Origin of the sequence: Lysobacter sp. yr284, from assembly GCF_900107375.1 — a bacterium.
Taxonomy (GTDB): domain Bacteria; phylum Pseudomonadota; class Gammaproteobacteria; order Xanthomonadales; family Xanthomonadaceae; genus Lysobacter.
This window is the reverse complement of sequence record NZ_FNPT01000007.1, coordinates 95,044-121,188: the sequence shown is the minus strand read 5'-3', so window position 1 is coordinate 121,188 and position 26,145 is coordinate 95,044. Positions and strand designations below refer to the sequence as shown.

At 72.0% G+C, this 26,145-nt stretch carries 18 protein-coding genes and 1 riboswitch; of the genes, 9 read left to right on the top strand and 9 right to left on the bottom strand.

Annotated elements, in window-relative coordinates:
* Positions 1–13: 13 nt before the first annotated feature.
* The 3 genes from BLV01_RS13585 to ggt form a co-directional block, all read right to left on the bottom strand.
* Positions 14–361 carry a gamma-glutamylcyclotransferase family protein gene (locus tag BLV01_RS13585; protein ID WP_091800344.1) on the bottom strand — a complete coding sequence of 116 codons (348 nt, stop codon included), beginning with the start codon at positions 359–361 and terminating at the stop codon, positions 14–16.
* A gap of 90 nt (positions 362–451) precedes the next feature.
* Positions 452–1,432, bottom strand: coding sequence for an ATP-grasp domain-containing protein (locus BLV01_RS13580; protein WP_254782641.1), 981 nt, complete (start codon positions 1,430–1,432; stop codon positions 452–454).
* Between the two features lie 13 nt (positions 1,433–1,445).
* A riboswitch (S-adenosyl-L-homocysteine riboswitch) is annotated at positions 1,446–1,522 on the bottom strand.
* Positions 1,523–1,831: 309 nt separating this feature from the next.
* Positions 1,832–3,577 (bottom strand): gamma-glutamyltransferase, encoded by a 1,746-nt coding sequence (gene ggt, locus BLV01_RS13575; RefSeq protein WP_091800341.1) that lies wholly within the window; start codon positions 3,575–3,577, stop codon positions 1,832–1,834.
* A 349-nt stretch (positions 3,578–3,926) separates the two neighbouring features.
* On the opposite strand from ggt, the gene BLV01_RS13570 reads away from it, so the two are divergent.
* The 3 genes from BLV01_RS13570 to BLV01_RS13560 all read left to right on the top strand — a co-directional run bounded on the left by BLV01_RS13570 (position 3,927) and on the right by BLV01_RS13560 (position 6,579).
* The gene (locus BLV01_RS13570; protein WP_091800338.1) at positions 3,927–4,892 is read left to right on the top strand and encodes a Tle-like phospholipase domain-containing protein; all 966 of its coding nucleotides are present in this window, start codon (positions 3,927–3,929) and stop codon (positions 4,890–4,892) included.
* A 50-nt stretch (positions 4,893–4,942) separates the two neighbouring features.
* On the top strand, positions 4,943–5,680 hold the full coding sequence (locus BLV01_RS13565; RefSeq protein WP_091800335.1) for an ankyrin repeat domain-containing protein: 738 nt from the start codon (positions 4,943–4,945) through the stop codon (positions 5,678–5,680).
* A gap of 98 nt (positions 5,681–5,778) precedes the next feature.
* On the top strand, positions 5,779–6,579 hold the full coding sequence (locus BLV01_RS13560; protein ID WP_091800332.1) for an ankyrin repeat domain-containing protein: 801 nt from the start codon (positions 5,779–5,781) through the stop codon (positions 6,577–6,579).
* 67 nt (positions 6,580–6,646) lie between these two features.
* Here the strand turns inward: BLV01_RS13560 and BLV01_RS13555 are convergent, their stop codons facing one another.
* The 6 genes from BLV01_RS13555 to BLV01_RS13530 form a co-directional block, all read right to left on the bottom strand.
* Complete coding sequence (locus BLV01_RS13555; protein ID WP_091800329.1) at positions 6,647–9,514, bottom strand: ATP-binding protein; 2,868 nt, start codon at positions 9,512–9,514, stop codon at positions 6,647–6,649.
* 5 nt (positions 9,515–9,519) lie between these two features.
* The gene (locus tag BLV01_RS13550; RefSeq protein WP_091800326.1) at positions 9,520–10,731 is read right to left on the bottom strand and encodes an EAL domain-containing response regulator; all 1,212 of its coding nucleotides are present in this window, start codon (positions 10,729–10,731) and stop codon (positions 9,520–9,522) included.
* Positions 10,732–11,005: 274 nt separating this feature from the next.
* The gene (locus tag BLV01_RS13545; RefSeq protein ID WP_091800323.1) at positions 11,006–11,644 is read right to left on the bottom strand and encodes a tetratricopeptide repeat protein; all 639 of its coding nucleotides are present in this window, start codon (positions 11,642–11,644) and stop codon (positions 11,006–11,008) included.
* Between the two features lie 228 nt (positions 11,645–11,872).
* Positions 11,873–14,290, bottom strand: a complete 2,418-nt coding sequence (locus tag BLV01_RS13540; RefSeq protein ID WP_091800320.1) for a family 20 glycosylhydrolase — start codon at positions 14,288–14,290, stop codon at positions 11,873–11,875.
* Between the two features lie 188 nt (positions 14,291–14,478).
* The gene (locus tag BLV01_RS13535) at positions 14,479–17,088 is read right to left on the bottom strand and encodes a TonB-dependent receptor (protein ID WP_091800317.1); all 2,610 of its coding nucleotides are present in this window, start codon (positions 17,086–17,088) and stop codon (positions 14,479–14,481) included.
* A 272-nt stretch (positions 17,089–17,360) separates the two neighbouring features.
* Positions 17,361–18,401 (bottom strand): glucokinase, encoded by a 1,041-nt coding sequence (locus BLV01_RS13530; RefSeq protein WP_091800316.1) that lies wholly within the window; start codon positions 18,399–18,401, stop codon positions 17,361–17,363.
* A 436-nt stretch (positions 18,402–18,837) separates the two neighbouring features.
* On the opposite strand from BLV01_RS13530, the gene BLV01_RS13525 reads away from it, so the two are divergent.
* From BLV01_RS13525 to BLV01_RS13500, 6 genes are all read left to right on the top strand, one after another.
* Positions 18,838–20,157: a sugar MFS transporter gene (locus BLV01_RS13525; protein ID WP_091800313.1), complete on the top strand. Its 1,320-nt coding sequence runs from the start codon at positions 18,838–18,840 to the stop codon at positions 20,155–20,157.
* 235 nt (positions 20,158–20,392) lie between these two features.
* Positions 20,393–21,199 carry a lysophospholipid acyltransferase family protein gene (locus BLV01_RS13520; protein ID WP_091800310.1) on the top strand — a complete coding sequence of 269 codons (807 nt, stop codon included), beginning with the start codon at positions 20,393–20,395 and terminating at the stop codon, positions 21,197–21,199.
* 10 nt (positions 21,200–21,209) lie between these two features.
* Complete coding sequence (locus BLV01_RS13515; RefSeq protein WP_091800529.1) at positions 21,210–22,199, top strand: YheT family hydrolase; 990 nt, start codon at positions 21,210–21,212, stop codon at positions 22,197–22,199.
* Positions 22,200–22,456: 257 nt separating this feature from the next.
* On the top strand, positions 22,457–24,529 hold the full coding sequence (locus BLV01_RS13510; protein WP_091800307.1) for a tetratricopeptide repeat protein: 2,073 nt from the start codon (positions 22,457–22,459) through the stop codon (positions 24,527–24,529).
* A 226-nt stretch (positions 24,530–24,755) separates the two neighbouring features.
* Positions 24,756–25,382, top strand: a complete 627-nt coding sequence (locus tag BLV01_RS13505) for a YbhB/YbcL family Raf kinase inhibitor-like protein (protein WP_091800304.1) — start codon at positions 24,756–24,758, stop codon at positions 25,380–25,382.
* Positions 25,383–25,384: 2 nt separating this feature from the next.
* Positions 25,385–26,140 (top strand): SDR family oxidoreductase, encoded by a 756-nt coding sequence (locus tag BLV01_RS13500; RefSeq protein WP_091800301.1) that lies wholly within the window; start codon positions 25,385–25,387, stop codon positions 26,138–26,140.
* Positions 26,141–26,145 lie beyond the last annotated feature (5 nt).

The window sequence follows — 26,145 nt, the reverse complement described above, 5'->3', positions numbered from 1 at the left end:
GGCGCTGCGCGACTCAGGCCTGCACGTACACCCAGGCGCGCCGGCCCGAGGCCAGCGCGGCTTCGACCCGGCGGTAGTCGTCGACTTCGTATTCGTCGGCCCGCGCCAGTTCGGCCGCGCTGATCGCGAACACGGTGCCGGCGACGCGGTCGCCGTCGTCGCCGCTGGCGGCGACGATGGGGTGATGGGTTTCGCCGCTGGTGGCGACGACCTGCGGGTCGTCGATCTTGACCATCGTGCGGCGGAAGCCGAGCAAGGCGTCGGGCTCGCCGTGCAGCAGGCGGCCGAAGGTGGCCTGCTGCACCGCCGGTAGTTGCAGGGTGCCGTAGGAAAACAAGAGTTGTTCGTAGGAGTCGCTCATGACCGCGTGGATACCGGTACGTGCAAGGAGGCTGTCGACGCTAAGCGGCGCCGGCGACGCGCGCAACCGCGGCGCGCCGCCGGCGCAGGTTCAGGCCGCCGCCGCCGCGGAGACGGACGCGCGCGATTCGCGCAACCCCGACCAGCGTTGCGCCAACTGCGCGGCGAACGCGCGCGCCGCCGGCGGATGCGCGGCCAGGTGCAGGAACGGTTCGATGAACTCCAGCTCCATGATCCGGAACGCGCCGTCGACGATCACCCCGTCCACGCGCACGTAGGCGTGGTCGCGATGGCCGAGCGCGGCGACCGCGTCGAGCGCGCGCTGCGCCGCGGCCAGCGCGTGCGCGGGCGGTTCGGTGAGATCGGCGCTGCCGCCGAAGTAGGTCTGCACGCGATAGTCGCCCTGCGCCGGCTTCTTCAGCACCGCGTGGCTGTAGCCGCCGGCGAAGAACAGCAGCGACCACTCGCCGTCCTCGACCACCTGCGGCAGGAACGGCTGGATCAGGTAGTCGAGCTCGCGCGGCAGCGCCGCCAGCGCCTGGGCGAAGGCCTCGCTGCCGATGCGCCCGCGCACCGTGTTCCAGGCGCCGCCGCTGACGCTGGGCTTGACCACCACCTCGCCCTGCATCGACGCCAGCGCGGCGTCGAGCTCGCTGCCGCGCGCGTGCGCGGTCGGGATGATCGCCACGCCCTGCGCGGCCAGGTCGAGCAGGTAGCGCTTGTCGCTGTTCCACACCAGCAGCGGCAGCGGATTGGCGATCGGGCAGCGCAGCGCGTCGATGCGCTGGTACCACTGCAGGAACTCGGTGTAGCGCTGGAAGTAGTCCCAGGTGCTGCGCACCAGCAAGGCCTCGTGCCCGGCCCAGTCGACGTCGGGGTCGCTCCAGATGCGCGCGTGGACGTCGATGCCGTGCGCGCGCAGCGCGGCGAGCAGGCCGGCGTCGTCCTCGTGCGGCTGCGGCTGGACGTCGGAGACGACCACGGCGAGCGACAGCGGCGGATCGAAGCGGACGAAGCCCGGCGAGCGCGGATCGACGACGCACGGGGGAAGAAGGGAATCGGAACGGGACATGACGCCTCCAGAGAACGGGAGGGCGCCCTTGCTCGGCATCGCGGCCCGAGCGTGGCGGAGCCTGGCTCCGTCGCAGCACCCCTCGGATCCGGATCGCGCGGTGCCGCGGCGGCGTCGCGCAAGTGGATGCATCGCGTTGCGATGCCGGCGCAGTGTTCGATGTGGGGCGGCGGGCTGTCAACGCCAAATGCGCGGCGCCGGCGAAATAGCGAAAGCTTCGCGGGTGCAGCGGCGATGGCGCGAAAATCTTTCGCGCCGTTTCGGCAGGCGGATTCGCGGTCGTTTCGTTTTCGCGGTCGCAGCTCGCGCAGCTCCTACAGTCGCTACCTGTAGGAGCTGCGCGAGCTGCGACCGCGACACTGCGGCTACGACGCAACCGTCATCGCAGCCGCACTCGCCTCAATACCCCGCCGCCTGCCCGTCCTTGCGCGACTCGCTCGCCCCGATGTAGCCGCCGTTGGGATTGACCATGATCGCCTGGTAGCCGCCGTACGGCCCCAGCGCGAAGCGCACGCTGTGGCCGCGCCGCACCAGTTCGCGCACGGTCTCGTAGGGATAGCCGGTTTCCAGGTCGAGCTCGCCGCCGTCGCTCATCGCCACCATCTGCCCGGCCGGCTCGGTCGAGCCGTCGTGCTGGATGCGCGGCGCGTCGCCGGCTTCCTGCAGGTTCATGCCGAAGTCGATCAGGTTGATCAGGATCTGCGCATGCCCCTGCGGCTGCATCGCCCCGCCCATCACCCCGAACGACAGCCACGGCTTGCCGTCCTTGGTCACGAACGCGGGAATGATGGTGTGGAACGGCCGCTTGCCCGGCGCGAACGAATTGGGGTGGCCTTCCTTGAGCACGAACTGCTCGCCGCGGTCCTGGAAGATGAAGCCCAGCCCCGGCGGCGCCATGCCGCTGCCCATGCCGCGGTAGTTGGACTGGATCAGCGAGACCATCATGCCGTCGGCATCGGCCACGGTCATGTAGATGGTGTCGCCCTGGTCGAGCTGCGCCGGCGTCGCCGGCTGCGCTTCGGTGAGCACCTTGTCGGGCGAGATCAGCTTGCGCCGCTGCGCCGCGTAGTCCTTGGAGATCAGCTTGGCCACCGGCGAGGCCTTCTCGAACGCCGGGTCGGCGTACCAGCGCGCGCGGTCGGCGAAGGCGAGCTTCTTGGCCTCGGCGAACAAATGCACGTGCTGCGCGCTGCCGAAGCCGTAGGACTTGAGGTCGTAGCCTTCCAGGATGTTGAGGATCTGCAGCGCGGCGATGCCCTGCCCGTTGGGCGGCAGTTCCCACACATCGAAGCCGCGGTAGTTGCTGCTGACCGGCTCGACCCACTCGCCGTGGTGCGCGGCCATGTCCTCGTAGCTCAGGAAACCGCCGTTGGCCTTGAAGTAAGCGCCGACGGTGCGGGCGATCTCGCCCTTGTAGAACGCATCGCGCCCGCCCTGGGCGATCTGCTCCAGGGTGTGGGCGAGATTGGGGTTCTTCCACATCTCGCCGGTGCGCGGCGCGCGCCCGTCGAGGGTGAATTGCTCCTTGAAGCCCGGCCACTTCGACAGCTTGGGCACCGAGGCGTTCCAGTAGTACGCGATCACCTCGTGCACCGGATGGCCCTCGCGCGCGTAGCGGATCGCAGGCGCGAGGTTGTCGGCCATCGGCTTGCGGCCGAAGCGCTCGTGCAGGGCGAACCAGCCGTCGACCGCGCCGGGCACGGTCACCGGCAGCGGGCCGTGCGGCGGGATCTCCTTGAGTCCGCGCTTGTGGAACTCGGCCAGGCTCAGCGATTTGGGCGAGCGGCCCGAGCCGTTGTAGCCGTAGAGCTTCTTGGTTTTCGGGTCCCACACGATCGCGAACAGGTCGCCGCCGACGCCGTTGCCGGTCGGCTCCATCAGCCCGAGCGCGGCGTTGGCGGCGATCGCCGCGTCGACCGCGCTGCCGCCGGCTTTCATCACGTCCAGCGCGATCTGGGTGGTCAGCGGATGCGAGGTCGCGGCCATCGCGTGCGGCGCGTAGACCTCGCTGCGGGTGGCGAAGGTCTTGCCGCCGATGCGGTCGGCGGCGTGCGCCGGCGCCAGCGCGAACGCGCAGGCCAGCGCCAGCGGCGCGAGCAGCGCCGCCGCGCGGCGCGGACGCAGGGCGGGAAACGAGACGGGCATGGCGGTACTCCCCAGGACAGCGCTCGACGATAGCGCAAGCCCGCGCCGAACTGAGTAGGCCAAAAGTCGAGCGGCGCAGGATCGGACGATGCGGATCGAAGGGTGCGGATCGAACAGTGCGCGCTCGGGCCGTCGGATTCGGATAGCGCGACGCCGGATGTGGCCGGATCGGGAATGCGAAACCCGGCGGCGCGCGACCGCAAGGCGCGAAACCGGGCGAGGCATCGCAGCTGCGCGGCGAACCGCGCCCGCGGTCGAACATGAATGCGCGGCCCTCGGGTCTGCCCCAGTTGTGGCGCGCGCATACGGCCACGTAGGTTGGCTTCCATCCGATGGGAGGGGTTTCGCGATGAACGTCCAGCTGCAACCGACCCAGCTCCAGCCGACCTGGCAAAAACCGCTCGAGCCGCTGGCGCCGCAACTGCCGCTGGCCCCGCCGGTGCCGCAGGGCTCCTACGCGCTGGACCCCAGCTACCACCCGCAGCTGGCCGCGCTGAAGGGCCCGGCCGCCAACGCCGCGCCGGACCCGACCTCATTCGACCAGCAACTGCGCGGCCAGGATTCGCAGGCCATCGACCTGGAGATGGCGCAGATCTCGCAAGCGGTCTACAACCCCGACACCAAGACCGTCGGCAACTGGACCCGGCTCGACGACGCCCAGCTGACCCAGGCCGGGATCGATCCCAAGTCGCTGGAGAACAGCGACACCGGCTTCCGCGCCGGCATCTACACCGACGGCAACGGCAAGTACGTGGTCGCCTACGCCGGCTCCAACGACGTGCAGGACTGGATCACCAACGCCCGCCAGGGCATCGGCTGGGATTCCAAGCAGTACGACCAGGCCGTGCAGCTGGCCCAGGACGCGCAGCAGGCCTTCGGCGAGAACATGGTGATCACCGGCCATTCGCTCGGCGGCGGCCTGGCCGCGACCGCGGCGCTGGCCACCGACACCGCCGCGGTGACCTTCAACGCCTCCGGCGTGCACGACGACACCCTGCGCGGGCTCGGCCTGGACCCGTCCACCGCCCGCAACGACGCCGCCGACGGCCAGATCCGCCGCTACAACGTCAGCGGCGAGATCCTGACCGCGGCGCAGGAAGACGTGCCGATCCTCAACGGCATCCCCGACGCGCCCGGCCACGAGATCAACCTGAAGGACCCGGACCCGCCGAAGGCGCCGGACTTCACCTGGAACCCGATCGAGATGGCCAAGCGCACCGCCGAGTACATCGGCGCCAAGGCCGTCCGTCCGGGCGAGCTGCACGCCATCGGTCCGGTGATCGAGGCGCTGCAGCAGCAGACGCCGTGGCAGTGACGTGACCGGGTCGGCTTGGCAGCCGTGCGCGCGCTGACCACAATCGGGCCATGATGCGTACCGCCGCGATCGTTGCGTCGAGCCTGTTGCTGGCCTTGGCGGCCGCGGCCTGCCGGGGGAATTCGATGGACGATGCGAAACAGGCCTTTCCCGATGCGCGCAGCGCGCAGCTGGCGCAGGCGGTGGCCGAGGGCGACGCCGCGCAGGTGCGCGCGCTGGTCGCCGCCGGCGCCGATCCCGACGCGCGCGGCGACCGCGACGTGAACCTGTTGCAGTACGCGATGCTCAAGCAAAGCCCGAAGGGCCTGGAGGCGCTGCTCGACAGCGGCGCCGATCCGTGCCGTCCCGGGCTCGGCGGCGCCACCGCGGTGCACGGCGCGGCGATCGCCAACGATCCGCAGTACCTGCAATTCCTGTTGGCGCACCGCGCCGATCCGAACGTGGCCCATGCCGAGACCGGGCAGACGCCGCTGTCGGACGCCGCCAGCCCGCGCTACCAGGCGCAGTTCGCTGCCTTGCTCAAGGCCGGCGCCGATCCCAACCGCGCCGACCGCATGGGCAACACGCCGCTGCATCAGGCGGCCAAGCTCAACGCCACCGCGCAGGTGCTGGCCCTGCTCGACGCCGGCGCCGACCCGCGCGCGCGCAACGCCCAGGGCGCGAGTTTCCAGACCTTCCTGTTCAAGCTGCCGGCCGACAAGCTCAGCGAACCGGCGCGCGCCGAGCGCGCCAAGGTGACGGCGTGGCTGCAGCAGCACGACGTGGCGGTGGAGGACGGCGGCCGCTGAGGCGGGCGCGGGTGGCTCGCTGCGGGCCGGCGATGCGGGCTTGCGCTCGCGCGGGTTAGCATCGGCGCATCTTTCCTGCATCGACGCGGAGGCGGCGCATGGCCTCGCTCATCCACGGCTGCAACCATGCCCCAGGCGCGCGTTCGCACGCGCGCGCCGCGGTGCGCGCGGCCGCGGCCGCGCTGGGCCTGTGGCTGTGCCTGTCCGCCGCGTCCGCCCAACCCGGAGTGCGCGCCATGCAAGCCCGCGAAGTCTTCCCCGCCGCGGCCAGCGCCGAACTGGCCGACGCCGCGGCGAACGGCGACGCCGCGCAAGTGCGCGCGCTGGTCGCCGCCGGCGCCGATCCCGACGCGCGCGGCGAGCGCGGCATCACCGTGCTGCAGTGGGCGCTGTACCAGCGCAGCGTCGCCGGCCTGCGCGCGTTGCTCGCCGCCGGCGCCGATCCCGCGCGCGGCGCCGACGACGGCGCCACCGTGCTGCAACTGGCGGCGATGGCCGACGATCCGCAGTACCTGCGCGCGCTGCTGGACGCCAAGGTCGATCCGAACCTGAGCAACACCGTCACCGGCGCGGGCGCGCTGGCCTCGGCGTTGATGGCCGAGCGCGCCGACAACGTCGCCGCGCTGCTCGCCGCCGGCGCCGACCCGGGCCGCGCCGACCGCATGGGCAACACGCCGCTGCACGTGGCGGCCAAGATCAACGAGTTCGGCCACGCGCTGACCCTGTTGCGCGCAGGCGCCGATCCGAACGCGCGCAACGCCCAGGGCGTCACTTTCCAGCGCTACATGTTCATGAGCCCGGACCGCCTGCTCAACGCCCGCACCCGCGGCGAGCGCGAGGCGGTGGCCGCGTGGCTGCGCGAGCGCGGCGTGGCGGTGGAGACCGCGGCGGCGAAGTGAGGGGCAGTGGATTCTGGCGGACGACGGAATACATAAACTGTCGCGCCGCCGCACGCGCAGCAAGGCTTTAGTCGCTCAGCCGCCGCAGGCGCTGCAGCGCCGACTCCGCATCGCCCAGCAGCGCCGCCCACAGTAGCCGGTCCTGCGCGCGCGCGGCCTGCTCCAGCGCCTGCGCCGCTTCGGCCAGTTCCTGCGCACCGACCAGTTGCGCCGCGCCCCTGAGCCGATGTGCGTGGCGGCGCAGCGCGCCGGCGTCGGCGGCCGCGTGCGCGCGACGCAGGCCGGCGAGGTCTTCGTCGGCGGCGTCGAGGAACTCGGCCAGCACGGCGGCGGCATCGCCGCCGCCGCTGTCGGCGATCAGGCCGTGCAGCGCGTTCAGGTCGAGCAGGCGGCCGAGGTCGCGCCCCGGCGCCAGCGCCGATACGGCCCGTGCCGGTGTCGCGTCGGCGGGTTCCGGCGGAATCCAGCGCTGCAGCGCCGCCGCCAGTTTCGCCGCGGCCAGTGGCTTGACCAGGCAATCGTCCATGCCGGCCTCGATGCAGGCATCGGCTTCGTCCTTCAACGCCGAAGCGGTCAGCGCCAGGATCGGCGTGCGCCGCGGGTCGCCGGCGCCGATGCCGGCGCGCGCCTGCTCGGCGCGGATCGCCCGCGCCAGCGCGTAGCCGTCCAGGCCGGGCATGCGCAGGTCGGTCAGGACCAGGGCGTAGCGGCCGCTGCGCCAGCGCTGCAGCGCTTCCTCGCCGCCGGCCGCGGTCTCGCAGGCGTAGCCGGCCAGGGCCAGTTGCTGCGCCAGCACCAGGCGGTTGGTCGGATGGTCGTCGACCAGCAGCGTCAGCCGGCCTTCGCGCGCGGCGCGTTCGCGGTCCGGCGGCGCGCGCGCGGGCAGCGCCGGGTCGGCGTCCACGGCCAGCTCGACGGCCTCGGCGCGCGCCAGTTCCAGGCGCAGGCGCAAGGTCGTGCCCACGCCCGGCTCGCTGTCCAGTTCGATCCGTCCGCCCATCAGCTCGGCCAGGCGCCGGCAGATCGCCAGGCCCAGGCCGGTGCCGCCGTAGCGGTGCGCGGTGTCGGCGTCGGCTTGCTGGAACGGCTGGAACAATTGCTGCTGTTGCTGCGGGTCGATGCCGATGCCGGTGTCGCTCACGCGCAGGCACAGGCGGTCGCGCGGCGCGTCCTCGCCGGCGGCCGGCGCCAGCGCGGCTTCGAATTCCAGCGCCGCCTCGATCCGGCCGCGCTCGGTGAACTTGACCGCGTTGGACAGGAAGTTGCCGAGGATCTGCCGCAGCCGCAGCGCATCGCCGCGGTAGGCCGCGGCCACCCGCGGATCGATCTCGCAGTCCAGCGCCACCCCGCGCGCGCGCGCCGCGGCGAGGAACCCGGCCGCGGTGGCGCGCACCAGCGCGGCCAGGTCCAGCGGCGCCGGCGCCAGCTCCAGCCGGCCGGCCTCGATCTTCGACAGGTCGAGGATGTCGCCGATGATCTGCAGCAGCGCGTGCGAGGACTGCTGGATCACCTCCAGCGCCTGGCGCTGGCCCGGGTCCAGGCGCGAATGCGCGAGCACTTCGACCATCCCGGTGACGCCGATCATCGGCGTGCGGATCTCGTGGCTCATCGCCGCCAGGAACGAGGACTTGGCCCGGCTGGCGTCGTGCGCGCGCGCCTCGCTGGCGCGCAGCTCGCGTTCCAGCCGCTTGAGCGCGCTGAGGTCGGCGGCGACCACCAGCAGGCCCGGCGGTTCGTCGTCGCCGCCGCCGGTGGCCGAGACCGCGACCAGCGCCGGCACCCAGGTGCCGTCGCGGTGGCGCAGGCGGGTCTCGCGCGGCGCGGCGCGGTCGCGCGCGAGTTCGCGCAGCGCGGTCCAGTCGGCCGCCACCGGCCGGCCCAGGCGCGCGCCCAGTTCGCCGGCCAGCGCCTGCAGCGCGCGGCGTTCGAACACCGAATGCAGCGGCATGCGCCCGACCGCGTCGGCCTCGCGCAGGCCGAGCAGGCGTTCGGCGAACGGGTTGACCAGGGTGAAGCGGCCCTGCGCGTCGACCGCCATGATCGCGGTCTGGGCCGAATCCAGCAGCGAGGCCTGGAAGCGTTCGCGCCGTTCCAGTTCGGCGCGGGTGCGCTCGTTGCGGATCAGCTGGCCGGTCAGCTCGGTCTCGAAGCCGAGCACGTCGCGGCGCATGTCCAGGAAGGTCTGCATCACCGCGCCGAGCTCGCCCGGCGGCAGCTCGCCCGGATCGGCGGTGTAGTCGTGCTCGCGCATGCGCCGCGCCAGCCAGGTGAGCTGGTCGATGCCGCGCGAGGCGTTGCGCAGCACGCGCCGGCCGACCAGCGCCGCCAGCGCCAGCGCCAGCAGCGACACCGCCACGCGCAGCGCGCTGACGCGTTCGCTGCGGGCGATGTCGGCGCGCACCACCGCGTCGGCCTGGATCAGCTCCAGGTCGGAGAGCTTCTGCATGCGCTGGGTCAGCGGGTCGATCGCCGGGTACAGGCGGGTGTCGGCGAAGCGGCCCAGCGCCGGCAGGTCGCGCCGCAGCAGGATCGCGCGCAGTTCCTGCGCGGCGGCGTCGGCGGTGCGCCGCGCCTGCGCGGCGGCGGCGAGCTGCTGCTGTTCCTGCGGCGAATGCGGCAGCGCGTCGAGCTTGCGCCAGGCGCCGTCGATGCGGGCGCGGGCGCGGTCGACCCGGCCCACGCCCTCGTCCCAGCCGACCAGGTCGTTGCGCACCCGGAAGGTGGTGTCGACCACGTCCAGGCCGTAGGCGTCGGAGATGGTCTTGATCAGGCGCAGCCCGCTCAGCGAGTCGTCCTGCAGGGTCTGCAGCGCGGCGCGGGCGCGGTGCTGTTCGTACTCGTCGAGCAGCAGCACGCTGGAGCCGGCGGCGAGGAACAGCGCGAACAAACCCCACAGCTGGCGGCGGATGCTGATGCGGTCGAGCCAGGCGAACATGCGGCTCAGTGCTCGGGCCGGCGCCAGCGGCCGAGCGCGGCGCGCAGTTCGGCGCCGGGCACGGCCTCGCCGATCAGCCGGCCCTGCGCGGTCGCGCAGCCCAGTTCGGCCAGCATCTGCCAGTCCTCGACCGTCTCCACGCCCTCGGCCACCACGCCCAGGCCGAGCTTGCGCGCCAGGTCCAGGCTGGCCTCGACCACCGCGCGCTTGCGCGGCTGGTGGCTGGCGCCGGCGACGAACTCCTGGTCGATCTTCAGCTCGGTGAACGGCACCTGCGAGAGCTGCGACAGCGACGACCAGCCGGTGCCGAAGTCGTCGATCGACAGGCCGAAGCCCTTCAGCCGCAGCCGCGCCAGCACCGCCAGGCCGCGCGCGGCGTCGGCCATCAGCGAGCTTTCGGTCAGCTCCAGCACGACCTCGCCCGCGGCCACGCCGGCCTCGCGCACGATGCGCTGGTAGCGGTCGGCGGCGCCGGCGTCGTCGAGCGCGGACGCGGAGACGTTGACCGACAGCCTCAGGCGCAGGCCCTCGCGGTCCCAGCCGCGTTTGTAGCGGCAGGCCTGGGCGAGCATGCGTTGGGTGAGTTCGTCGAGCAGGTCCTGGGCTTCCAGCAGCGGCACGAAATGCTGCGGCAGGATCACCCGGCCGTCGCCGCGGCGCCAGCGCGCCAGCGCTTCCACGCCGACGGCGCGGCCGTTGTTCAGTTCCACCTGCAGTTGGAACCAGGGCTCGATCTGGCCCGATTCGAGCGCGGCGCGGGCTTGCGCTTCGGTGATTTCGAGGGGGGCGGGGGGTTCTTCGTCGGCCTTGGGTTGGCGCAGGGCGGTCAGGGCATTTTCCAGTTTGGCTTTGGTCAGCGGCTTGGCCACCGCCTCCAGCACGCGCAGGCCGCTGACCCGGGCCATGGTCTGCACGCTGTGCAGCAGGGCCGGATCGAGCGCGCTGACCACCAGCACCGCGCGCGCCAGGCGCTCGTGGGCGAGGTGGTCGATGAATTCGATGCCGTCCATGCCGGGCATGTCGAGGTCGACCAGGACCAGGTCGACCTGGCCGGCGCCGGGCCGCTGCGCGTATTCGCGCAGGGCGCGCAGCGCGCTGGCGCCGTCGGCGGCTTCCAGGGCGGGGGCGATGCCGAGTTCGCCCAGCAGGCGCAGGGCCATGCGGCGCTGGAAGCCGTGATCTTCGACCACCAGGACGCTGAGTGCCGACTTCGACATCCGATCCTCGGCTGCGGGCGCAGCGACAGACCGGACCCGGCAGCGGGCGCGGCCGCGAACGGCCGAACTGTAGCCGTGTACGGGAAGGAACGCGAAGCGTGGCGACGAACGGTCGCAGCGGTTGCGATACGGTTCGCGCGCGCGTTGTGATGCGGGTGCGGACGGGCCGGACGGACGCGGCCCGCGGATCCGACGAACGCCGCGATGCGCGCCGCCGGCGCGGGCGTGCCCGGCGCCGCGCACGGCGCCGGGGAGCCGCGCGCTTAGCGCGCGCTCAGGGCCAGGCCGGCGGATTGGCCGCCCAGGCCTTGTGCACTTCGGCCAGGGTCGCGCGATCGGACTCGCGCCAGTTCGGCAGCAGCTCGGCGTAACGCGAGGTATCGCGCCACTGGCCCGGCTCGGTGCGCACCGCCGCGGCGTACCACTGCAGCGCTTCGTCCTTGCGGCCCAGCGACCACAGCACGACCGCATAGGTCGGCGGCATCCAGCTGGCGCTGACGCCGCGCGCGTTGTGCAGGGTCACGAAGACCTTGAACGCGTCTTCGGCGGCGCCGGCGTGGTACAGGTCCCAGGCGTAGTTCCAGTGGATCGCGCGCCATTGCGCGCTGCCGCTGTCGATCTCGTGCAGGGCGCGGCCGTAGAGCTGGCGGCCCAGTTCGGTGCGCCCGGCCTCCATCGCCAGGTGCGCCAGTTGCGCGGCCTCGGCCGGCGCGTGCGGCTTGCGTTCGAGGATCTTGGCCAGCCGGTCCATCGCCGCCTCGCCGGTTTCGCGCACCGCGATCACCGGCCGCGCGGTCTGCGCGTCGGCGTCGAAATAGAACTCGTTGGGCTTGGACAGGCTTTGCGCGCCGGCCGCGCCGGAGGCCAGGGCCGCGGCGAGTGCCGAGGCCAGCAACAGATTGCGGATGAACATGAACGTGAATCCCCCCTTTGGGCGGCTACATGCTAACCGCTCAATGCACGTTTCCATGAACATCGGCACATATTTTTGTTTCCCGAATGGGGCGAAGCGCATGGCGGCATGCGTCTGAAATGGGTTATTGCCACGCGCGACACGCCCATGACACATACGCCGGCACAGGAGACGCCCGCGTACGGACGTCCCCCGAATGCCGCTACGCATCGCCGCCGCGGCGCGCGATCACGGCGCCGGACGCAGGCTCACCCGATCCAGCGCCCACAGCGGATCGTGCTTGCCGCTGGCGAACACGAAGCACAGGTCGTGGCTGCCCGACAGCTTCGGCAGCGGCGCTTCCAGCACGGTCAGGCCGTCGCTGGCCAGGGCCGGCTGCAGCGGCAGGCGCGCGATCGGCGCGCTCTTGCAGTCGTCCAGGCGCACTTCCAGCGCCGCATCGGGTTGCGCCTTGCGGGTCACGATCTGGTCGGTGTCGTGCCACAGCTGGAAGTTGTACGGCACCTGCCCGACCGTGGCGCGCAGCGTGGCGACGCCGTCGAGCTTGGCGCCGGGGTAGATCCAGCACGGGTCGATCAGGTTCACCGTCAGCGCCGCGCGCGCGCCCTCGCTGCGGCCGTCGCGCGCCGCATCGTCTTCCAGGCGCAGGTTGTAGCCTTCGCGGCAGGCCTTGAGCCCGGCGCTGCTGCGTTCGCTGAGGTCGGCCGCCGACTGCGCGCGCAGCCGGCGCGGCGACGACAGCGCATGGCCGTCGAAGAACGCGGTGGCGACCAGGTCCAGCGGCAGCGCGGCCTGCAGCGGCTGCGCGTACACCGGCGAGGACGCGTCCGGCTCGCCGCCGTCGGTGCGGTAGCGGATCTCGCCGAAGCCGGCCTGGTTGGACAGCGTCACCTGCGCGCCGGCGGCGGCGGGCTCGGCCTTGAAGTCCACCGCATAGGCCGCGTCGCTGAAGCCGACCTTGAGCGTCTTGTAGCGTTCCAGCTGCGGCACCAGGCGGCGCTGGAAGTCGTTCCAGTCGCGGCCCTGCGCCGGCGACCACACCACCTCGGCCAGCGCGTCCAGGCGCGGATGCAGCGCCAGCTGCACCTGTTCGAAGGTGCGCTTGTGTTCGACCCACAGGTTGCCTTGCGCGCCGATCACGTGCGCGGCCTGCTGCGCGTCCATGCCGGGCGGGGTCATCGGGAATTCGTAGAACGCGCGCAGGGTGGCGACCGGGAAACGCCCGCTGGGCTCGTCGTCGCGCTCGCTCTGGGCGTAGTCCAGGTAGAGCTTGCGGTCGGGCGCGAGGATCACGTCGTGGCCCTGGCGGGTCGCCTCCAGCGCGCCCGCGTCGCCGCGCCAGGACATCACCGTGGCGCTGGCCGGCAGCTTGCCGCCTTCCAGGATCTCGTCCCAGCCGACCAGCACCCGTCCGCGCGTCTGCAGGTGCTCGCCGATGCGGCCGACGAACCAACTCTGCAGCGCCGCTTCGTCCTTCAGGCCCAGCGACCTGATCTTGGCCTGGACCGTCGGCGAGGCCTTCCACTGGTCCTTGGCGGCCTCGTCGCCGCCGATGTGGATGTACTTCGACGGGAACAGCCCGACCACCTCGTCGAGGATGCCGGTGAGGAACACGAAGGTCTGGTCTTCGGGATTGAACAGGTAGGTGTGCACGCCCCAGTCCGGCGACACCGGCGGCGGCTGCTTGAGCACGTCGCCGACGCCGAACGCGGGATAGGCGGCGATCGCCGCTTGCGCATGGCCGGGCATCTCGATTTCCGGCACCACGGTGATGTGGCGCGCGGCGGCGTAGGCGACCACGTCGCGGATCTGTTCCTGGGTGTAGTAGCCGCAGTACTGCACGGTCTTGCCCTGGGCGTCGCGGCCGTTGGCGCCGGCGCGCACGCGGCAGCCGCCGACTTCGGCCAGGCGCGGGTACTTCTTGATCTCGATGCGCCAGCCCTGGTCGTCGGTGAGGTGCCAGTGGAAGGTGTTGAGCTTGAGCAGCGCCATCTGGTCGAGCACCGCCTTGACTTCATCGACGCTGCGGAAATGGCGCGCGACGTCGAGCATCAGCCCGCGCCAGCGATACGCCGGCGCGTCCTCGATGCGCTGCGCGGCGATCGCGGTCGCGCCCTGGGCGCCGTCGGCGGTGGCCAGCTGCCACAGGCTGACCGCGCCGTAGAACAGCCCGGCCTCGCTGCGCGCGCTGATCTTGGCGCCGTCCTGGCCGACGTCGAGCACATAGGCTTCCTCGCCGATCGGCAGGGTCGGGTCCAGTGCCAGCGCGATCGCGCCCTTGGCATCGCCGCTGCGGTCGCGCAGCTTCGGCGCGAAGCCGCGCACGGCCAGCACGCGCTGGGCCAGGAACTCGCCGACGCGGCGCGCGCCGGGCTGGTCGGCGGCGACCTGGATCGCGGTCTGCGGGCCGAACGCGAACGCGCCCTGGCCCGGCACGAACCTGGTCGGCCGCGGCAGGATCGCGCTGGGATGGGCGGCGCGCGGTTGCGCGGCGGGTTGCGCGGCCGGCGCCGCGACGTCCGCTGCGGCGGGTTCGGCGGTGGCCTTGCGTTCGCACGCGGTGAGCGCGACGACCATCGCGCAGGCCAGGCCGGCGTGGACGAAAGCGGTGCGGACGGGCGGGGCGGCGAAGGGACGGGGCTTCATCGTGGACGGACTCCGGAACGAGGCGTTCGGCCGCACACCATGCCGCAGGCGCGCCGATCGGGGTTGTGTTTGTGCGTTCGCGCGACTGGCCGCGCGAACGGCGAAGTTTCGGCGGCGCCAAAAACGACAAGCCCGGCACGCGAATGCCGGGCTTGTCGGGTCGAGCGATCGATCGCCTTGCCGGCCGATCAGAACTTGAAGCGGAACGAAGCCATGAAGCGGCGCCCGGTGTGGAAGCTCTGGGCGACCAGTTCTTCGCGGCCGAGGTACTGCTTGTACTCGGAGTCGAGCAGGTTCATGCCTTCCAGCGCGACCGTCAGGCGGTCGTCGATGTTCCAGGCCACGCTCGCGCCGAGTTCGGCGTAGTCGTCCACGCTCGCCGGCGGCGCGCCGGCCACGTAACCGCCGGCCAGGTAGTCGCTGCGCCAGTTGTAGCTGACGCGGGCGGAGAACGGACCGCGCTCGTAGTACGGGCTGATCGCCACCGCATCGCGCGACTGGTACGGCAGGTCGGTGCCGTTGGCGCCTTCGCCGTCGGCGTAGGTGTAGTTCGCGGTCAGGCCGAAGCCGGTGTCGCCGAACGGCTGCTGGTAGCTGACGGTGAAGCCCTTGACCTTGCCCTTGCCGGCGTTGAGCGGGCGGATGATGCTGTAGTCGCAGAAGCCGTCGGCGGTGCAGCCGTTGGTGCCGACGATGCGCGACTGGTAGAACGCCGGCGCGGTGGTCGCGTTGGAGTTGAACTGACGCTCGATGCGGCCTTCGCTGGTGATGTAGTTGTCGATGTCCTTGTAGAACACCGACGCCGCCAGCACCGACTGCTCGGCGAAGTACCACTCGGCCGACAGGCTGTAGTTGGTGGATTCGTACGCGTCGAGGTTGGCGCTGCCGCCGCTGCCGGTGAAGGTGCTGTCGTTGAGGAAGGTGTTGCCCACCAACTGGTTGTACGGCGCCCAGGCCACGACCTTGGCCGCGCCGAAGCGCAACAGCACGTCGGCGCCGGTGTCGTAGACCACGTTCAACGACGGCAGCACGAAGTCTTCCTTCTTCGAGCTGCGCACGCGCTTGGAGTCGAGGTCGGTCAGGGTCGGGGTGCCGCCGTAGGCGAAGCCCTCGCCGTCGGTCTTGGACTCGACGTAGCGCACGCCGAGGTTGCCGCGGAAGCCGCCGCTGGCGAAGTCGGCCTGGACGTAGGCGGCGGTGTTGGTCTGCTCGATGTTGAAGGTGTTGTTGAGGAAGCTGGCCGGGTCCGGCGTCAGCGCGCCGCGGTAGCGGTTGACGTAGTCGATCACGTTCTGGCGGCCGACCTGGACATGGCGGCCCGAACCGGGATTGAGGTCGCGCAGGCTGACCGGGTTGATCGTGCCGACGGTGACCAGGTCGGCGACCGGCAGGCCGACGTAGACGTTCTGGCGGTAGTCTTCCTCGTGCTTGCCGCGGCGCGCGCCGAAGCTGAGGTTGTTGAGCACGCTGTCGAAGCGGACGTTGAAATCGACCTGGCCGTAGGTGTCCTTGGTCTCGGTGTCGATGACGCCGTAGTTGCCCATGAAGCCGTCGCCGGCCCAGTTGGCCGGGTTGCTGGCGGCCGCCGGGTTGTCGAAGGTCAGGCCGCGCTTGAGGTCGAAGCTGTAGCCGCCGGTGTAGACCGGTTCGATGAACCACTGCTCCAGCGTGTTCTCCGACTTGCTGTGGCCGATCTGGCCCGATACGCCCCACGTGTCGGTCTGGTACTTGCCGGTCAGGTCCAGGCCCTTGGTCTCGGGCTCGGACACGCGCACGTTGTTGTCGTAGAACACCGGGTTGGCGTTGCTGTGGCCGCCGGTGGCGACGTTGCCGCTGGTGCTCAGCCGGTCGACCGCGCCCGGACGCTGGGTCAGGAAGTTGTAGAACGACTGGTTGTAGTTGTCGAAGCTCTCGCGGATGAACAAGCCGCTGAGGTTGAACTCCAGCTCCTCGCTCGGCTTGAACTGCAGGTTGAGGTTGGCGCTGTTGCGCTCGCGGGTCTGCTGGAACCAGGCGGCGTTGACGAAGTTGGGCACGTCGATGCCCGCGGCCGCGCCGGTCTGGTTCGGGAACGCGCTGGCCTTCTGGTAGCCGAACACTTCCACGCCCTGGCGGTCGACGGTTTCCTCGTAGTGCTGCGCGGCGAAGTTGACGCCGAAGGTCTCTTCGGCGTTCTTCCAGCTGTACATGAACGAGCCGCTGGGACGGGTGTCGCCGCCCTGGTCGTTGTAGTTGAAGCTCAGCGAGCCGGCGATCGAGTTGGCGTCCATGTCCAGCGGCTTGCGCGTGTGCATGAGCACGGTGCCGCCGAGGCTGCCCTCGGTCAGGCGCGCTTCGGAGGACTTGATCACTTCCAGACGGCCGAGGATTTCCGGCGCCAGCAGGGTGTAGTCGAAGCCGCGGTTGGGCTGCTCGCCGTACAGCCAGATCGACTGCGCCACCGGGTGGCCGTCGAGGAAGCTGAGGTTGAGGCTGGGATCGGTGCCGTCGATGCTGACGCGCTCGCCCTGGCCGAAGCGGCGGTCCAGGACCACGCCGGGAATCTGCGACATCGCTTCGGCGACGTTGGTGTTGGCGAACTTGCCGATGTCCTCGGCGGTGATCGCCTCCGACACGGTGACGTTGGCCCGCTTGGTGTCGAGCGACTTCTCCAGGCTGGCGCGGATGCCGGTGACCACGACCGCGTCGAGGTCCTTGGCTTGCGACGCGGCCGGTGCGTCCTGGGCCATCGCCGCGGCCGAAGCCACGCTCAGTGCCACTACGATGCTGGCGGACAAAAGGGTCTTGCGCGCTTTCATTACTGTTCCTCCCTCGGGCGGTGATGGCTCGGCGATCGTCCGGTGGCCGGTTCGTCGTCGAGTCCGGTTGTCTTTGTGCGTGCGGTGGTCGGTGCGGTGCTGCTGCGGCCGGTCGCGGCGATGCCGCCCGTGGACCGGTACCGGTGCTGCGGTGAGCCGTGCTGCGGTACTGCCGCCTTCGGTGCGAGGGCCGCGAGCCTGCCGTGGCCTTGCGCCTGAGCGTGTGCTGCCTGTGCCGCGCGGCGCCTGCGCGCCGCGCGACGGTGATGCGGTTACGCGATGGGACGGGCCGCGTCGCCGTGGGCGTCGCGCGCGTGTTCCAGGTACCAACTGGCCGCGCCGATCACGCCCAGGCGCTCGTTCTCGATGAGCCGCACCGGCACGGTCTCCAGCACCGGCCGCATCACGCCCTTGTCGAGCATGCGCGCGTGGAACGGGCTGTCGGGCACGAAATCCTTGAGCTGCGGCAGGATGCCGCCGGCGATGAACACCGACTTGGCGCCGCTGATCACCACCAGGTCGCCGATCACGCTGCCGAGCAGCGCGCAGAAGGTCAGCACCGCCTCGCGCGCGATCGCCTCGCCGCGGCGCGCGGCCTCGGTGATCGCCGCCGGCGCGCGCAGCGACGGCTCGGCGCCGGCCAGCGTGCACAGCGATTCGTACAGGTTGACCAGGCCCGGACCGGAGACGAAGTGCTCGGTCTTGACGTAGTCGTGGCCGCGCTGCTGCACCAGCCGCAGCATGTCGACCTCGCGTGCGTTGCCCGGCGCGAAGGCGGTGTGGCCGGCTTCGGTCGGCAGCACCACGGTGCCGCGGCCGTTGGGAATGCGGATCGCCGCGCCCAGGCCGGTGCCCGGGCCGATCACCAGCACCGGGCCGGGCGCGGCGTCGCGCACGCCCGGGGTGAGCAGGGTCGAGTCTTCCGGCGCCATGCACTGGGCGGCGTTGGCGTTGGCCTGGAAATCGTTGATGAACAACACTTCGCGCAGGCCCAGCTCGCGGCGCAGTTCCGACAGCGAGATCGGCCACGGCAGGTTGGAGTTGACCACGCGGTCTTCGAGCACGACGCCGGCGCAGGCGATCACCACGCGCTCGACGCCGACGCCGTTGCCGGCGATGAATTCGGCCAGGATCGGCGCCAGGCTCGGGTAATCGGCGCACACGTACTTGCGGTGGGCGAGCACGGCGACGGTGTCGCCGCCCTGGCCCGGACGCACCAGCCCGACCCGGGTGTGGGTGCCGCCGACGTCGGCGGCGATGAAGGTGCCGGCCTCGGCCGAAGCGGCCGGGCTCAGTCGCGGCGCCGCGCTCATGCGCGCACCTGCGTCCGCGCCGCGTCGCTGCGGCCGTTCATGCGGCGCGAGCGCCCGTGGTGCGGCCGCTGCGGCTGCGATTGCCCGGTTTCCAACGACCCGTCCCACTGCATGCGCCCTCCACGGCTGCCCTTGAGCGTTCCCCTTGGCGGCGCCGAGACTGCACCCGCTTTGACAACGTTGTCAACAAGACTCCGCAAAACCGTCATCGACGGGCGCAAACCGTGCCTGCGACCGCGCTTTTATTGATGCGCCGCAACATGCCGGCGCGCGCCGGAGATCACGTTCTGGCGCGGGTTTCGGCCGAATCGGGCGGTCCCGGTTGGCAGGACGCGTGCACTTGTGACAACGTTGGGCCAACGCTTGTCGTGCCGGTCAACCGGAGCAAGGGCGCACGCGGCGGGCGTCTCCCGCCTGCCCTGGGAGGGGATGTCTCATGTCGGTTGCAAACGCCAGCGCGCCGCCGCGCTATCTCATGTCGATCGGGATCATCGGCGCGCTGTTCTTCGTGTTCGGCTTCGTCACCTGGCTCAACGGCCCGTTGATCGGCTTCGCCCAGCTCGCCTTCGACCTGGACGAGGTCGGCGCGTTCCTGGTGCCGATGGCCTTCTACCTGTCGTACTTCTTCCTGGCCCTGCCGGCTTCCTCGATCCTGCGCTTCACCGGGATGAAGCGCGGCATGGCCCTGGGCCTGCTGGTGATGGCGATCGGCGCGGCGGTGTTCGGCGAGTTCACCACCCAGCGCTGGTACCCCGGCGCGCTCGGCGGCCTGTTCGTGATCGGCGCGGGCCTGGCGGTGCTGCAGACCGCGGTCAATCCCTACATCAGCATCCTCGGCCCGATCGAGGGCGCCGCCCAGCGCATCGCGGTGATGGGCATCTGCAACAAGATCGCCGGCATCCTCGCGCCGATCGTGCTCGGCACCCTGGTGCTGCACGGCATGGGCGACCTCGCCGAGCAGGTCAAGGGCGCCGATCCGGCGACCAAGGAACAGCTGTTGAACCAGTTCGCCTCGAGCATCCACGGCCCCTACCTGCTGATGGCCGGCGTGCTCGCCGTGCTCGCGGTCGGCGTGCTGTTCTCGCCGCTGCCGGAACTGCGCGGCGAAGAGGTCAACAAGAGCGGCGCCGGCAACGGCGGCGCCGGCCGCAGCCTGTTCGGCTATCCGCACCTGTGGCTCGGCGCGCTGTGCATCTTCGTCTACGTCGGCGTGGAGGTGATGGCCGGTGACGCCATCGGCACTTACGGCCACAGCTTCGGCCTGCCGTTGGACAAGACCAAGTTCTTCACCTCCTTCACCCTGGGCGGCATGCTGCTCGGCTACATCGTCGGCCTGATCGTGATCCCGCGCTTCATCTCGCAGGAGCGCTACCTGTCGTGGTCGGCGGTGCTGGGCGTGGCGCTGAGCATCGGCGCGTTCGCCACCCACGGCTTCGTCTCGGTGCTGTTCGTGGCCGCGCTGGGCTTCGCCAACGCGATGATGTGGCCGGCGATCTTCCCGCTCGGCATCCGCGGCCTGGGCCGCCACACCGAGACCGGCTCGGCGATCATGGTCATGGGCATCGCCGGCGGCGCGGTGGTGCCGCAGCTGTACGCGGTGCTGAAGCAGCACTTCGACTTCCAGGCGGTGTTCCTGGCGCTGATGGTGCCGTGCTACCTGTACATCCTGTTCTTCGCCAAGGTCGGGCATAAGGTCGGCCAGCGCGAGTCCGGCGCGGCCGGCGCGGCGGCGCGGCCGGCGGTCGAGACCCGCTGAATCCGCCCGGCCCTGCCCAGCCAGGGCCGCCGCGGCTTTCGCTGCGGCGGGAGAGCCTTCGGGCACGACGCTGTGCGCTCGGGTCGCTGCGATCGGGAACGAGAGCAGCGGGCCTGAACGCCCTCCCGTATCGATCCGGTCGAAATTTCAACGCCGCCGCCTCCGGCTTCGCCGGACGCGGCGTTCCGCCAAATGACGCTGGCCGCTGCGGCGGCGCTTCGGTATCGTGCACGCAATGAATGCGCCGCCTCCCCACGCCGGCGCGGTCGCGCCCACCGGGGCGTCGGCCGCGCGTGCGCTGCGTTACCTGGTCCGTACGCCCTTGCTGCTGTGGCATGTGTTCGTCCACCTGCCGCTGGTGCTGCTGCTGATCACCCTGCCGACCGCCCGCATCCCCTGGGGCGAGGTCCCGCTGGAACACCGCGTGATCCGGGCCTGGTCGGCCGGGCTGATGCGCGTGTTCGGCTTCCGCCTGCGCCGGATCGGCACGCCGCTGCCGGGTGCGGCGCTGTTCGTCGCCAACCACGTCAGCTGGGTCGACATCGAGATCCTGCACAGCCAGCGCATGATGGGCTTCGTCGCCAAGCGCGAGATCGCCGGCTGGCCGGTGGTCGGCTGGCTGGCCGCGCGCGGCCACACCATCTTCCATTCGCGCGGCAGCACCGAATCGCTCGGCGGCGTGCTGCACGAGATGCTCGCGCGCCTGCGCGCGGGCCGTTCGGTCGGCGTGTTCCCCGAAGGCGGCACCCGCGGCGGGCGCGAGATCGGCCCGTTCCACGCGCGCATCTTCATGGCCGCGGTCGAGGCCGGCGTGCCGGTGCAGCCGGTGGCGCTGCGCTACGGCGAGCGCGGCGACGCCCAGGCCGTGGTCGCGTTCCAGGGCCGCGAAAGCTTCTTCGCCAACTTCCTGCGCCTGCTCGGCGAGCCCGGGCGGCTGGCGGAAGTGCATTTCCTCGCCCCGATCGGTCCGGGCGAGGCCGACGGCCGCCGCCGTATCGCCGAACTGGCGCGGCAGCGCATCGTCGAGGCGATGGCGAGCTGAGGCGGCGATGCTGACCGCCGCCGACTACGCGCCCCCGCGCTGGCTGCGCAACGCCCATGTGCAGTCGGTGCTCGGCTCCAGCCCGCTGCGCCGGCGCACCGCCGAACAGCGCCTGGCCGCGGCCGGCGCGCGCACCGAGATCCACCTGCTGGAAACCGCCAGCGGCGTGCGCCTGCAGGGCCTGCACAGCGCCGTGCCGGGCGTGCGCCCGCACGGGCTGGTGCTGTTGCTGCACGGCTGGGAAGGCAGCGCCGATTCCAACTACATGCGCCTGACCGCGGCGCAGCTGCTCGGCCGCGGGTTCGAGGTGTTCCGGCTCAACTTCCGCGACCACGGCGACACCCACCACCTCAACGAAGGCCTGTTCCACTCCAACCGGCTCGAGGAAGTGGTGCAGGCCGCGCAGGAAGTGGCGCGGCGCTTCCCGCTGCGGCCGCTGTCGGTGGCCGGCTACTCGCTCGGCGGCAACTTCGCCCTGCGCCTGGCGCTGCGCGCCAGCGAAGTCGGCCTGCCGCTGGCGCACGCGGTCGCGGTGTGCCCGGTGCTGGACCCGGCGCGGACCATGGATTCGATGGAAACCGGGCTGCCGATGTACCTGTGGTACTTCGAGCGCAAGTGGCGCGATTCGCTGGCGCGCAAGCGCAACCTGTTTCCGTCCGTGCACGACTTCGACGACCGCACCCTGGGCCTGCGCATGCGCCCGCTGACCCAGTGGATGGTCGAGCGGCACACCGACTTCGGCACCCTGGACCGCTATTTCGAAGGCTATTCCATCGCCGGCCCGCGGCTGGCGCGGTTGCAGGTGCCGGCCAGCATCCTGATGGCCGCGGACGATCCGGTGATTCCGCTGGACGCGTTCGGCGAATTGCAGTTGCCGCCGCACTCGCGTCTGGAAGTGGCGCCGTGGGGCGGGCACTGCGGGTTCCTGGAAAACGCGCGGCTGGACGGCTTCGCCGAGCGCTGGATCGCCGACCGGCTGGCGGCGCTGGCGGCGGGCTGAAGCCGGGCGCGCAGCGCTCGCGGCCCAAGCCCGTGTAGGAGCGGCGCAAGCCGCGACCGCGCCACTGCGCCGGACCGCGAACGCCGCGGTGCGCGTCGCTCGCGGCCCACCGGAGCCGGCCGCAACCGGCCGCGCCCCGACGCCCGCGCTCCCGGCCGCACCAGCGCCCAGCGTTGCGGCCCAACCCGGCAAAGCCGCGCAAACCGGCGCGCACCCCTACAATCCCCGTCTCACCAATCCAGCGCGAAGTACGTCACATGTACGAAACCACCCTCGACGCCCTGCGCCGCGGCGCGGCGGCGGAGGCGATCGCCGCCGCCGAACGGCTCGCCGGCGACAACCCCCACGACGCCACCGCGCACCGCCTGCACGCCGCCGCGCTGCGCCTGGGCGGCGATCGCGACGCTGCGGTGGCCGCGCTCGACCGCGCCATCGGCCTGGCGCCGGAAGAAGCGCAACTGCACCTGGAGCGCGCCGGCGCGCTGCTCGACGGCCGCCAGCTCGATGAGGCCCAGGCCGCCCTGGCGCGGGCGATCGGCCTGGACCCGAACCAATTCCCCGCCTACATCGTCAAGGCGCAGCTGGCGCTGCTGCGCGGCGACCTCGACGAGGCCGAGCGGCTGGGCCGCACCGCCGCGCGCATCGCCCCCGACCATCCGCGCGTGGGCGCGGTGGTGGGCATGCTGGCGCTGCGCCGCGGCGACGCCGACCGCGCCCTGGCCGTGCTCAGCCAGGCCGCCGCGGTCGCGCCGGACGATCCGCAGGTGCTGCACGCGCTCGGCTTCGCCTACCTGGCCAAGGACCATCTCGCCTTCGCCGAACAATGCTTCGCGCGCCTGGACGAACTCAATCCGGCCCAGCCCACGCTGCAGTTGCTGATCGCCGACCTGCTGCGCCGCCAGTCGCGCTTCCAGGAAGCCGCCGCGCGCATCGCGCCGCTGGCCGACCGCGCTGGCGCCGATTTCGGCGTGCGCCGCTGGGCCGCCGAACTCGAACTCGACGCCGGCCGCAGCGAACGCGCGCTGCAGCTCGCCCAGGGCCTGTTCGCCGAATACCCGCACGACCCGCGCACGCTCGACCTCAGCATGGAAGCCTGGCGCCGCGCCGGCGCCTTCGACGACGCGCGCCAGGCGCTGGAAACCGCGCTGGCCGCGCATGCGCAGGTGCCGCACCTGTGGCGCGCGCGGCTGGCGCTGGAGCCGTTCGCCGACGATTCGGCGCTGGCGGTGATCGAACGCTGGCGCGAGGCCATGCCCGAGCACCTGGCCGCGCTGGAAGCGCGCGCCGCCGTGCACGACCACCGCGGCGAGCACGAGCAGGCCGAGGCCATCGCCCACCGCATCGTCGAGCTGAGCCCGGGCGACACCAACGCCGAGATGCGCATCGTCCACGGCCTGACCGAGCGCGATCCCGACGCCGCCGCCGAGCGCATCGAGCGCCTGATCGGCATGGCCGCCGACCCGGCGGTGAAGCGCGAACTGCGCCAGCTGCTCGGCCAGACCCTCGACGTGGCCGGCCAGCCCGAGGCCGCGGCCGCGACCTGGGCCGAACTGCACGCCGAAGCCGCCGACCAGCGCCTGCCGCTGAACCCGATCAGCCGCCGCGGCGGCGGCGATTGGCCGGCGCTGGCGCCGGTGCCGGAGAACGGCCGCGGCCTGCTGATGCTGTGGGGCGCGCCGGGCTCGCGGGTGGAACGCATCGCCAACGTGCTCAACGCCGCCGGCGCGCCGCTGCTGGCCGACCGCTTCGGCGCGCAGCCGCCGACCGACCCGATGCAGCGCTACGGCACGGTCGAGGAATTGCTCAACGGCAGCCTCGATCCGGCGTTCCTGGTCAAGCTCTACCGCGCCGCGCTGCCCGCGCGCGGCGCCGCCGAAGGCCCGGTGTTCGACTGGCTGCTGTGGTGGGACAACGCCCTGCTGCGCGCGCTGCGCCCGTACCTGCCCGAGGCGTTCCTGCTGATCCCGATCCGCGACCCGCGCGACATGCTGCTGGACTGGCTCGCCTACGGCAGCCCGACGCCGTACGCGCTGAGCGCGCCGGAGCCGGCCGCGCGCTGGCTGGCGCAGAGCCTGGAGCAAGTCGCCGAGCTGCACGAAGGCGACCTGTTCCCGCACCGGCTGCTGCGCCTGGACGAGAGCGGCGAAGACCCGGCCGCGATCGCCCAGGTGCTCGCCGACACTCTGCGCGTGAACGTGCAACTGCCGGCCGGCATCCGCCTGCGCCCGCGCATGGCCGACGGCCGCTGGCGCGAGTACCGGGGCGCGCTGGACGAGGCTTTCGCCGCGCTCGCCCCGGTCGCGCGCCGGCTCGGCTATCCCGAGCGCTGAGGCGCGCGCCGCGCCGCCGCCGCCGATGCGCGGCGGCGGTCGCGGTCATGCGCCGATGCGATCATGGCCGTTGCATCCACGCGGCGTCGCCGCCCCGCATCGCCGCGACCGACCGGCACCGCGCGCGGCCCGGTTCCGACGCAGCACCGTTTCGACCCGCGCCCGCGCGCCGTCCCGCACGCCGCGGCAGGCGCACCGAGAACCCGACTCGCCCCAGGAGTTCGCCATGCAGATCCGTAGCAACAGCTTCCAGCACCGCCAGCGCCTGGCGGCCGAATTCGCCGCCGGCCAGGCCAGCGCCGACGGCTTCGGCTTCGCCGCCAACCGTAATCCGCACCTGGCCTGGGACGAGGTCCCCGCGGGCGCGCGCTCGTTCGTGCTGATCTGCATCGACCCGGACGTGCCGACCGTGGCCGAGATGGTCGGCCGCGCCGACGTGCAGATTCCCGAGCACCAGGTGCGCGGCGACTTCATCCACTGGGTGATGGCCGACATTCCCGCCGAGGTGCGCGAGATCGCCGCCGGCAGCTGCAGCGACGGCGTGGTCGCGCACGGCAAGCGCGATCCGGCCGGCCCGCGCGGCGCGCGCCAGGGCCTGAACGACTACACCGGCTGGTTCGCCTCCGATCCGGACATGGCTGGCGACTGGTACGGCTACGACGGCCCGTTCCCGCCGCCCAACGACCTGCGCCTGCACCGTTATTTCTTCCGCCTCTACGCGCTCGACGTCGAGCGGCTGCCGCTGGAACCGCGCTTCACCGCCGGCGACGCGCTCAATGCGATGCACGGGCACGTGCTGGGGCAGGCATCGATTTATGCGACCTATTCGCTCAACCCGGTGGTCGAGGGGTGAGCATGCGGGTGGCTTTGGTCAGCGGCGCCAGCCGCGGCATCGGCGCGGCGATCGCGCGCGAACTGTCGGCGGCGGGCTGCGCGGTGGCGCTGGTGGCGCGTTCGGGCGCGGCGCTGGACGCGCTGGCCGCGCAGTTGCCGGGCCCGGCGCTGGCGCTGCCGGCGGACCTGTCCGAGCCCGACGCCGCCGCGCGCGCGGTCGCGGCCGCGCAGGCGCGCTTCGGCCGCCTCGACGTGCTGGTCAACAACGCCGGTGCGACCCCGCGCGGCGATTTCCTCGCCTTCGCCGACGCCGACTGGGACGCCGGCTTCGCGCTGAAGTTCTTCGGCGCGGTGCGGCTGTGCCGCGCGGCGTGGCCGGCGCTGGCCCAACGCGGCGGCGCCATCGTCAACATCGCCGGCATCGGCGGGCGCACCGGCAGCGCCGAATTCGCCATCGGCGGCGCGGTCAACGCCGCGCTGCTGAACCTGACCAAGTCGCTGGCCGACCGCGGCGTGCGCGACGGCGTGCGCGTCAACGCGGTCAACCCCAGCGCCATCGCCACCGAACGCAACCAGGCCCGGGTCGACGCGCTCGCGCGCGAGCGCGGCCTGGCGCCGGCCGACGCCGCCGCGGAACTGGCGCGCACGCTCGGCGTCGCCCGCTTCGGCGCGCCCGAGGAAGTCGCGCGCGTGGTCGCCTTCCTGGCCTCCGACGCGGCCAGCTACATGCAGGGCGCGATCGTCGACGTCGACGGCGGCCAGACGCGAACCCTGTGATCCAA

Coding starts and splice junctions, on each gene's coding strand:
- BLV01_RS13585 (WP_091800344.1), bottom strand. CDS start 361: ATGAGCGACTCCTACGAACAACTCTTGTTTTCCTACGGCACCCTGCAA.
- BLV01_RS13580 (WP_254782641.1), bottom strand. CDS start 1,432: ATGTCCCGTTCCGATTCCCTTCTTCCCCCGTGCGTCGTCGATCCGCGC.
- ggt (WP_091800341.1), bottom strand. CDS start 3,577: ATGCCCGTCTCGTTTCCCGCCCTGCGTCCGCGCCGCGCGGCGGCGCTG.
- BLV01_RS13570 (WP_091800338.1), top strand. CDS start 3,927: ATGAACGTCCAGCTGCAACCGACCCAGCTCCAGCCGACCTGGCAAAAA.
- BLV01_RS13565 (WP_091800335.1), top strand. CDS start 4,943: ATGATGCGTACCGCCGCGATCGTTGCGTCGAGCCTGTTGCTGGCCTTG.
- BLV01_RS13560 (WP_091800332.1), top strand. CDS start 5,779: ATGGCCTCGCTCATCCACGGCTGCAACCATGCCCCAGGCGCGCGTTCG.
- BLV01_RS13555 (WP_091800329.1), bottom strand. CDS start 9,514: ATGTTCGCCTGGCTCGACCGCATCAGCATCCGCCGCCAGCTGTGGGGT.
- BLV01_RS13550 (WP_091800326.1), bottom strand. CDS start 10,731: ATGTCGAAGTCGGCACTCAGCGTCCTGGTGGTCGAAGATCACGGCTTC.
- BLV01_RS13545 (WP_091800323.1), bottom strand. CDS start 11,644: ATGTTCATCCGCAATCTGTTGCTGGCCTCGGCACTCGCCGCGGCCCTG.
- BLV01_RS13540 (WP_091800320.1), bottom strand. CDS start 14,290: ATGAAGCCCCGTCCCTTCGCCGCCCCGCCCGTCCGCACCGCTTTCGTC.
- BLV01_RS13535 (WP_091800317.1), bottom strand. CDS start 17,088: ATGAAAGCGCGCAAGACCCTTTTGTCCGCCAGCATCGTAGTGGCACTG.
- BLV01_RS13530 (WP_091800316.1), bottom strand. CDS start 18,401: ATGAGCGCGGCGCCGCGACTGAGCCCGGCCGCTTCGGCCGAGGCCGGC.
- BLV01_RS13525 (WP_091800313.1), top strand. CDS start 18,838: ATGTCGGTTGCAAACGCCAGCGCGCCGCCGCGCTATCTCATGTCGATC.
- BLV01_RS13520 (WP_091800310.1), top strand. CDS start 20,393: ATGAATGCGCCGCCTCCCCACGCCGGCGCGGTCGCGCCCACCGGGGCG.
- BLV01_RS13510 (WP_091800307.1), top strand. CDS start 22,457: ATGTACGAAACCACCCTCGACGCCCTGCGCCGCGGCGCGGCGGCGGAG.
- BLV01_RS13505 (WP_091800304.1), top strand. CDS start 24,756: ATGCAGATCCGTAGCAACAGCTTCCAGCACCGCCAGCGCCTGGCGGCC.
- BLV01_RS13500 (WP_091800301.1), top strand. CDS start 25,385: ATGCGGGTGGCTTTGGTCAGCGGCGCCAGCCGCGGCATCGGCGCGGCG.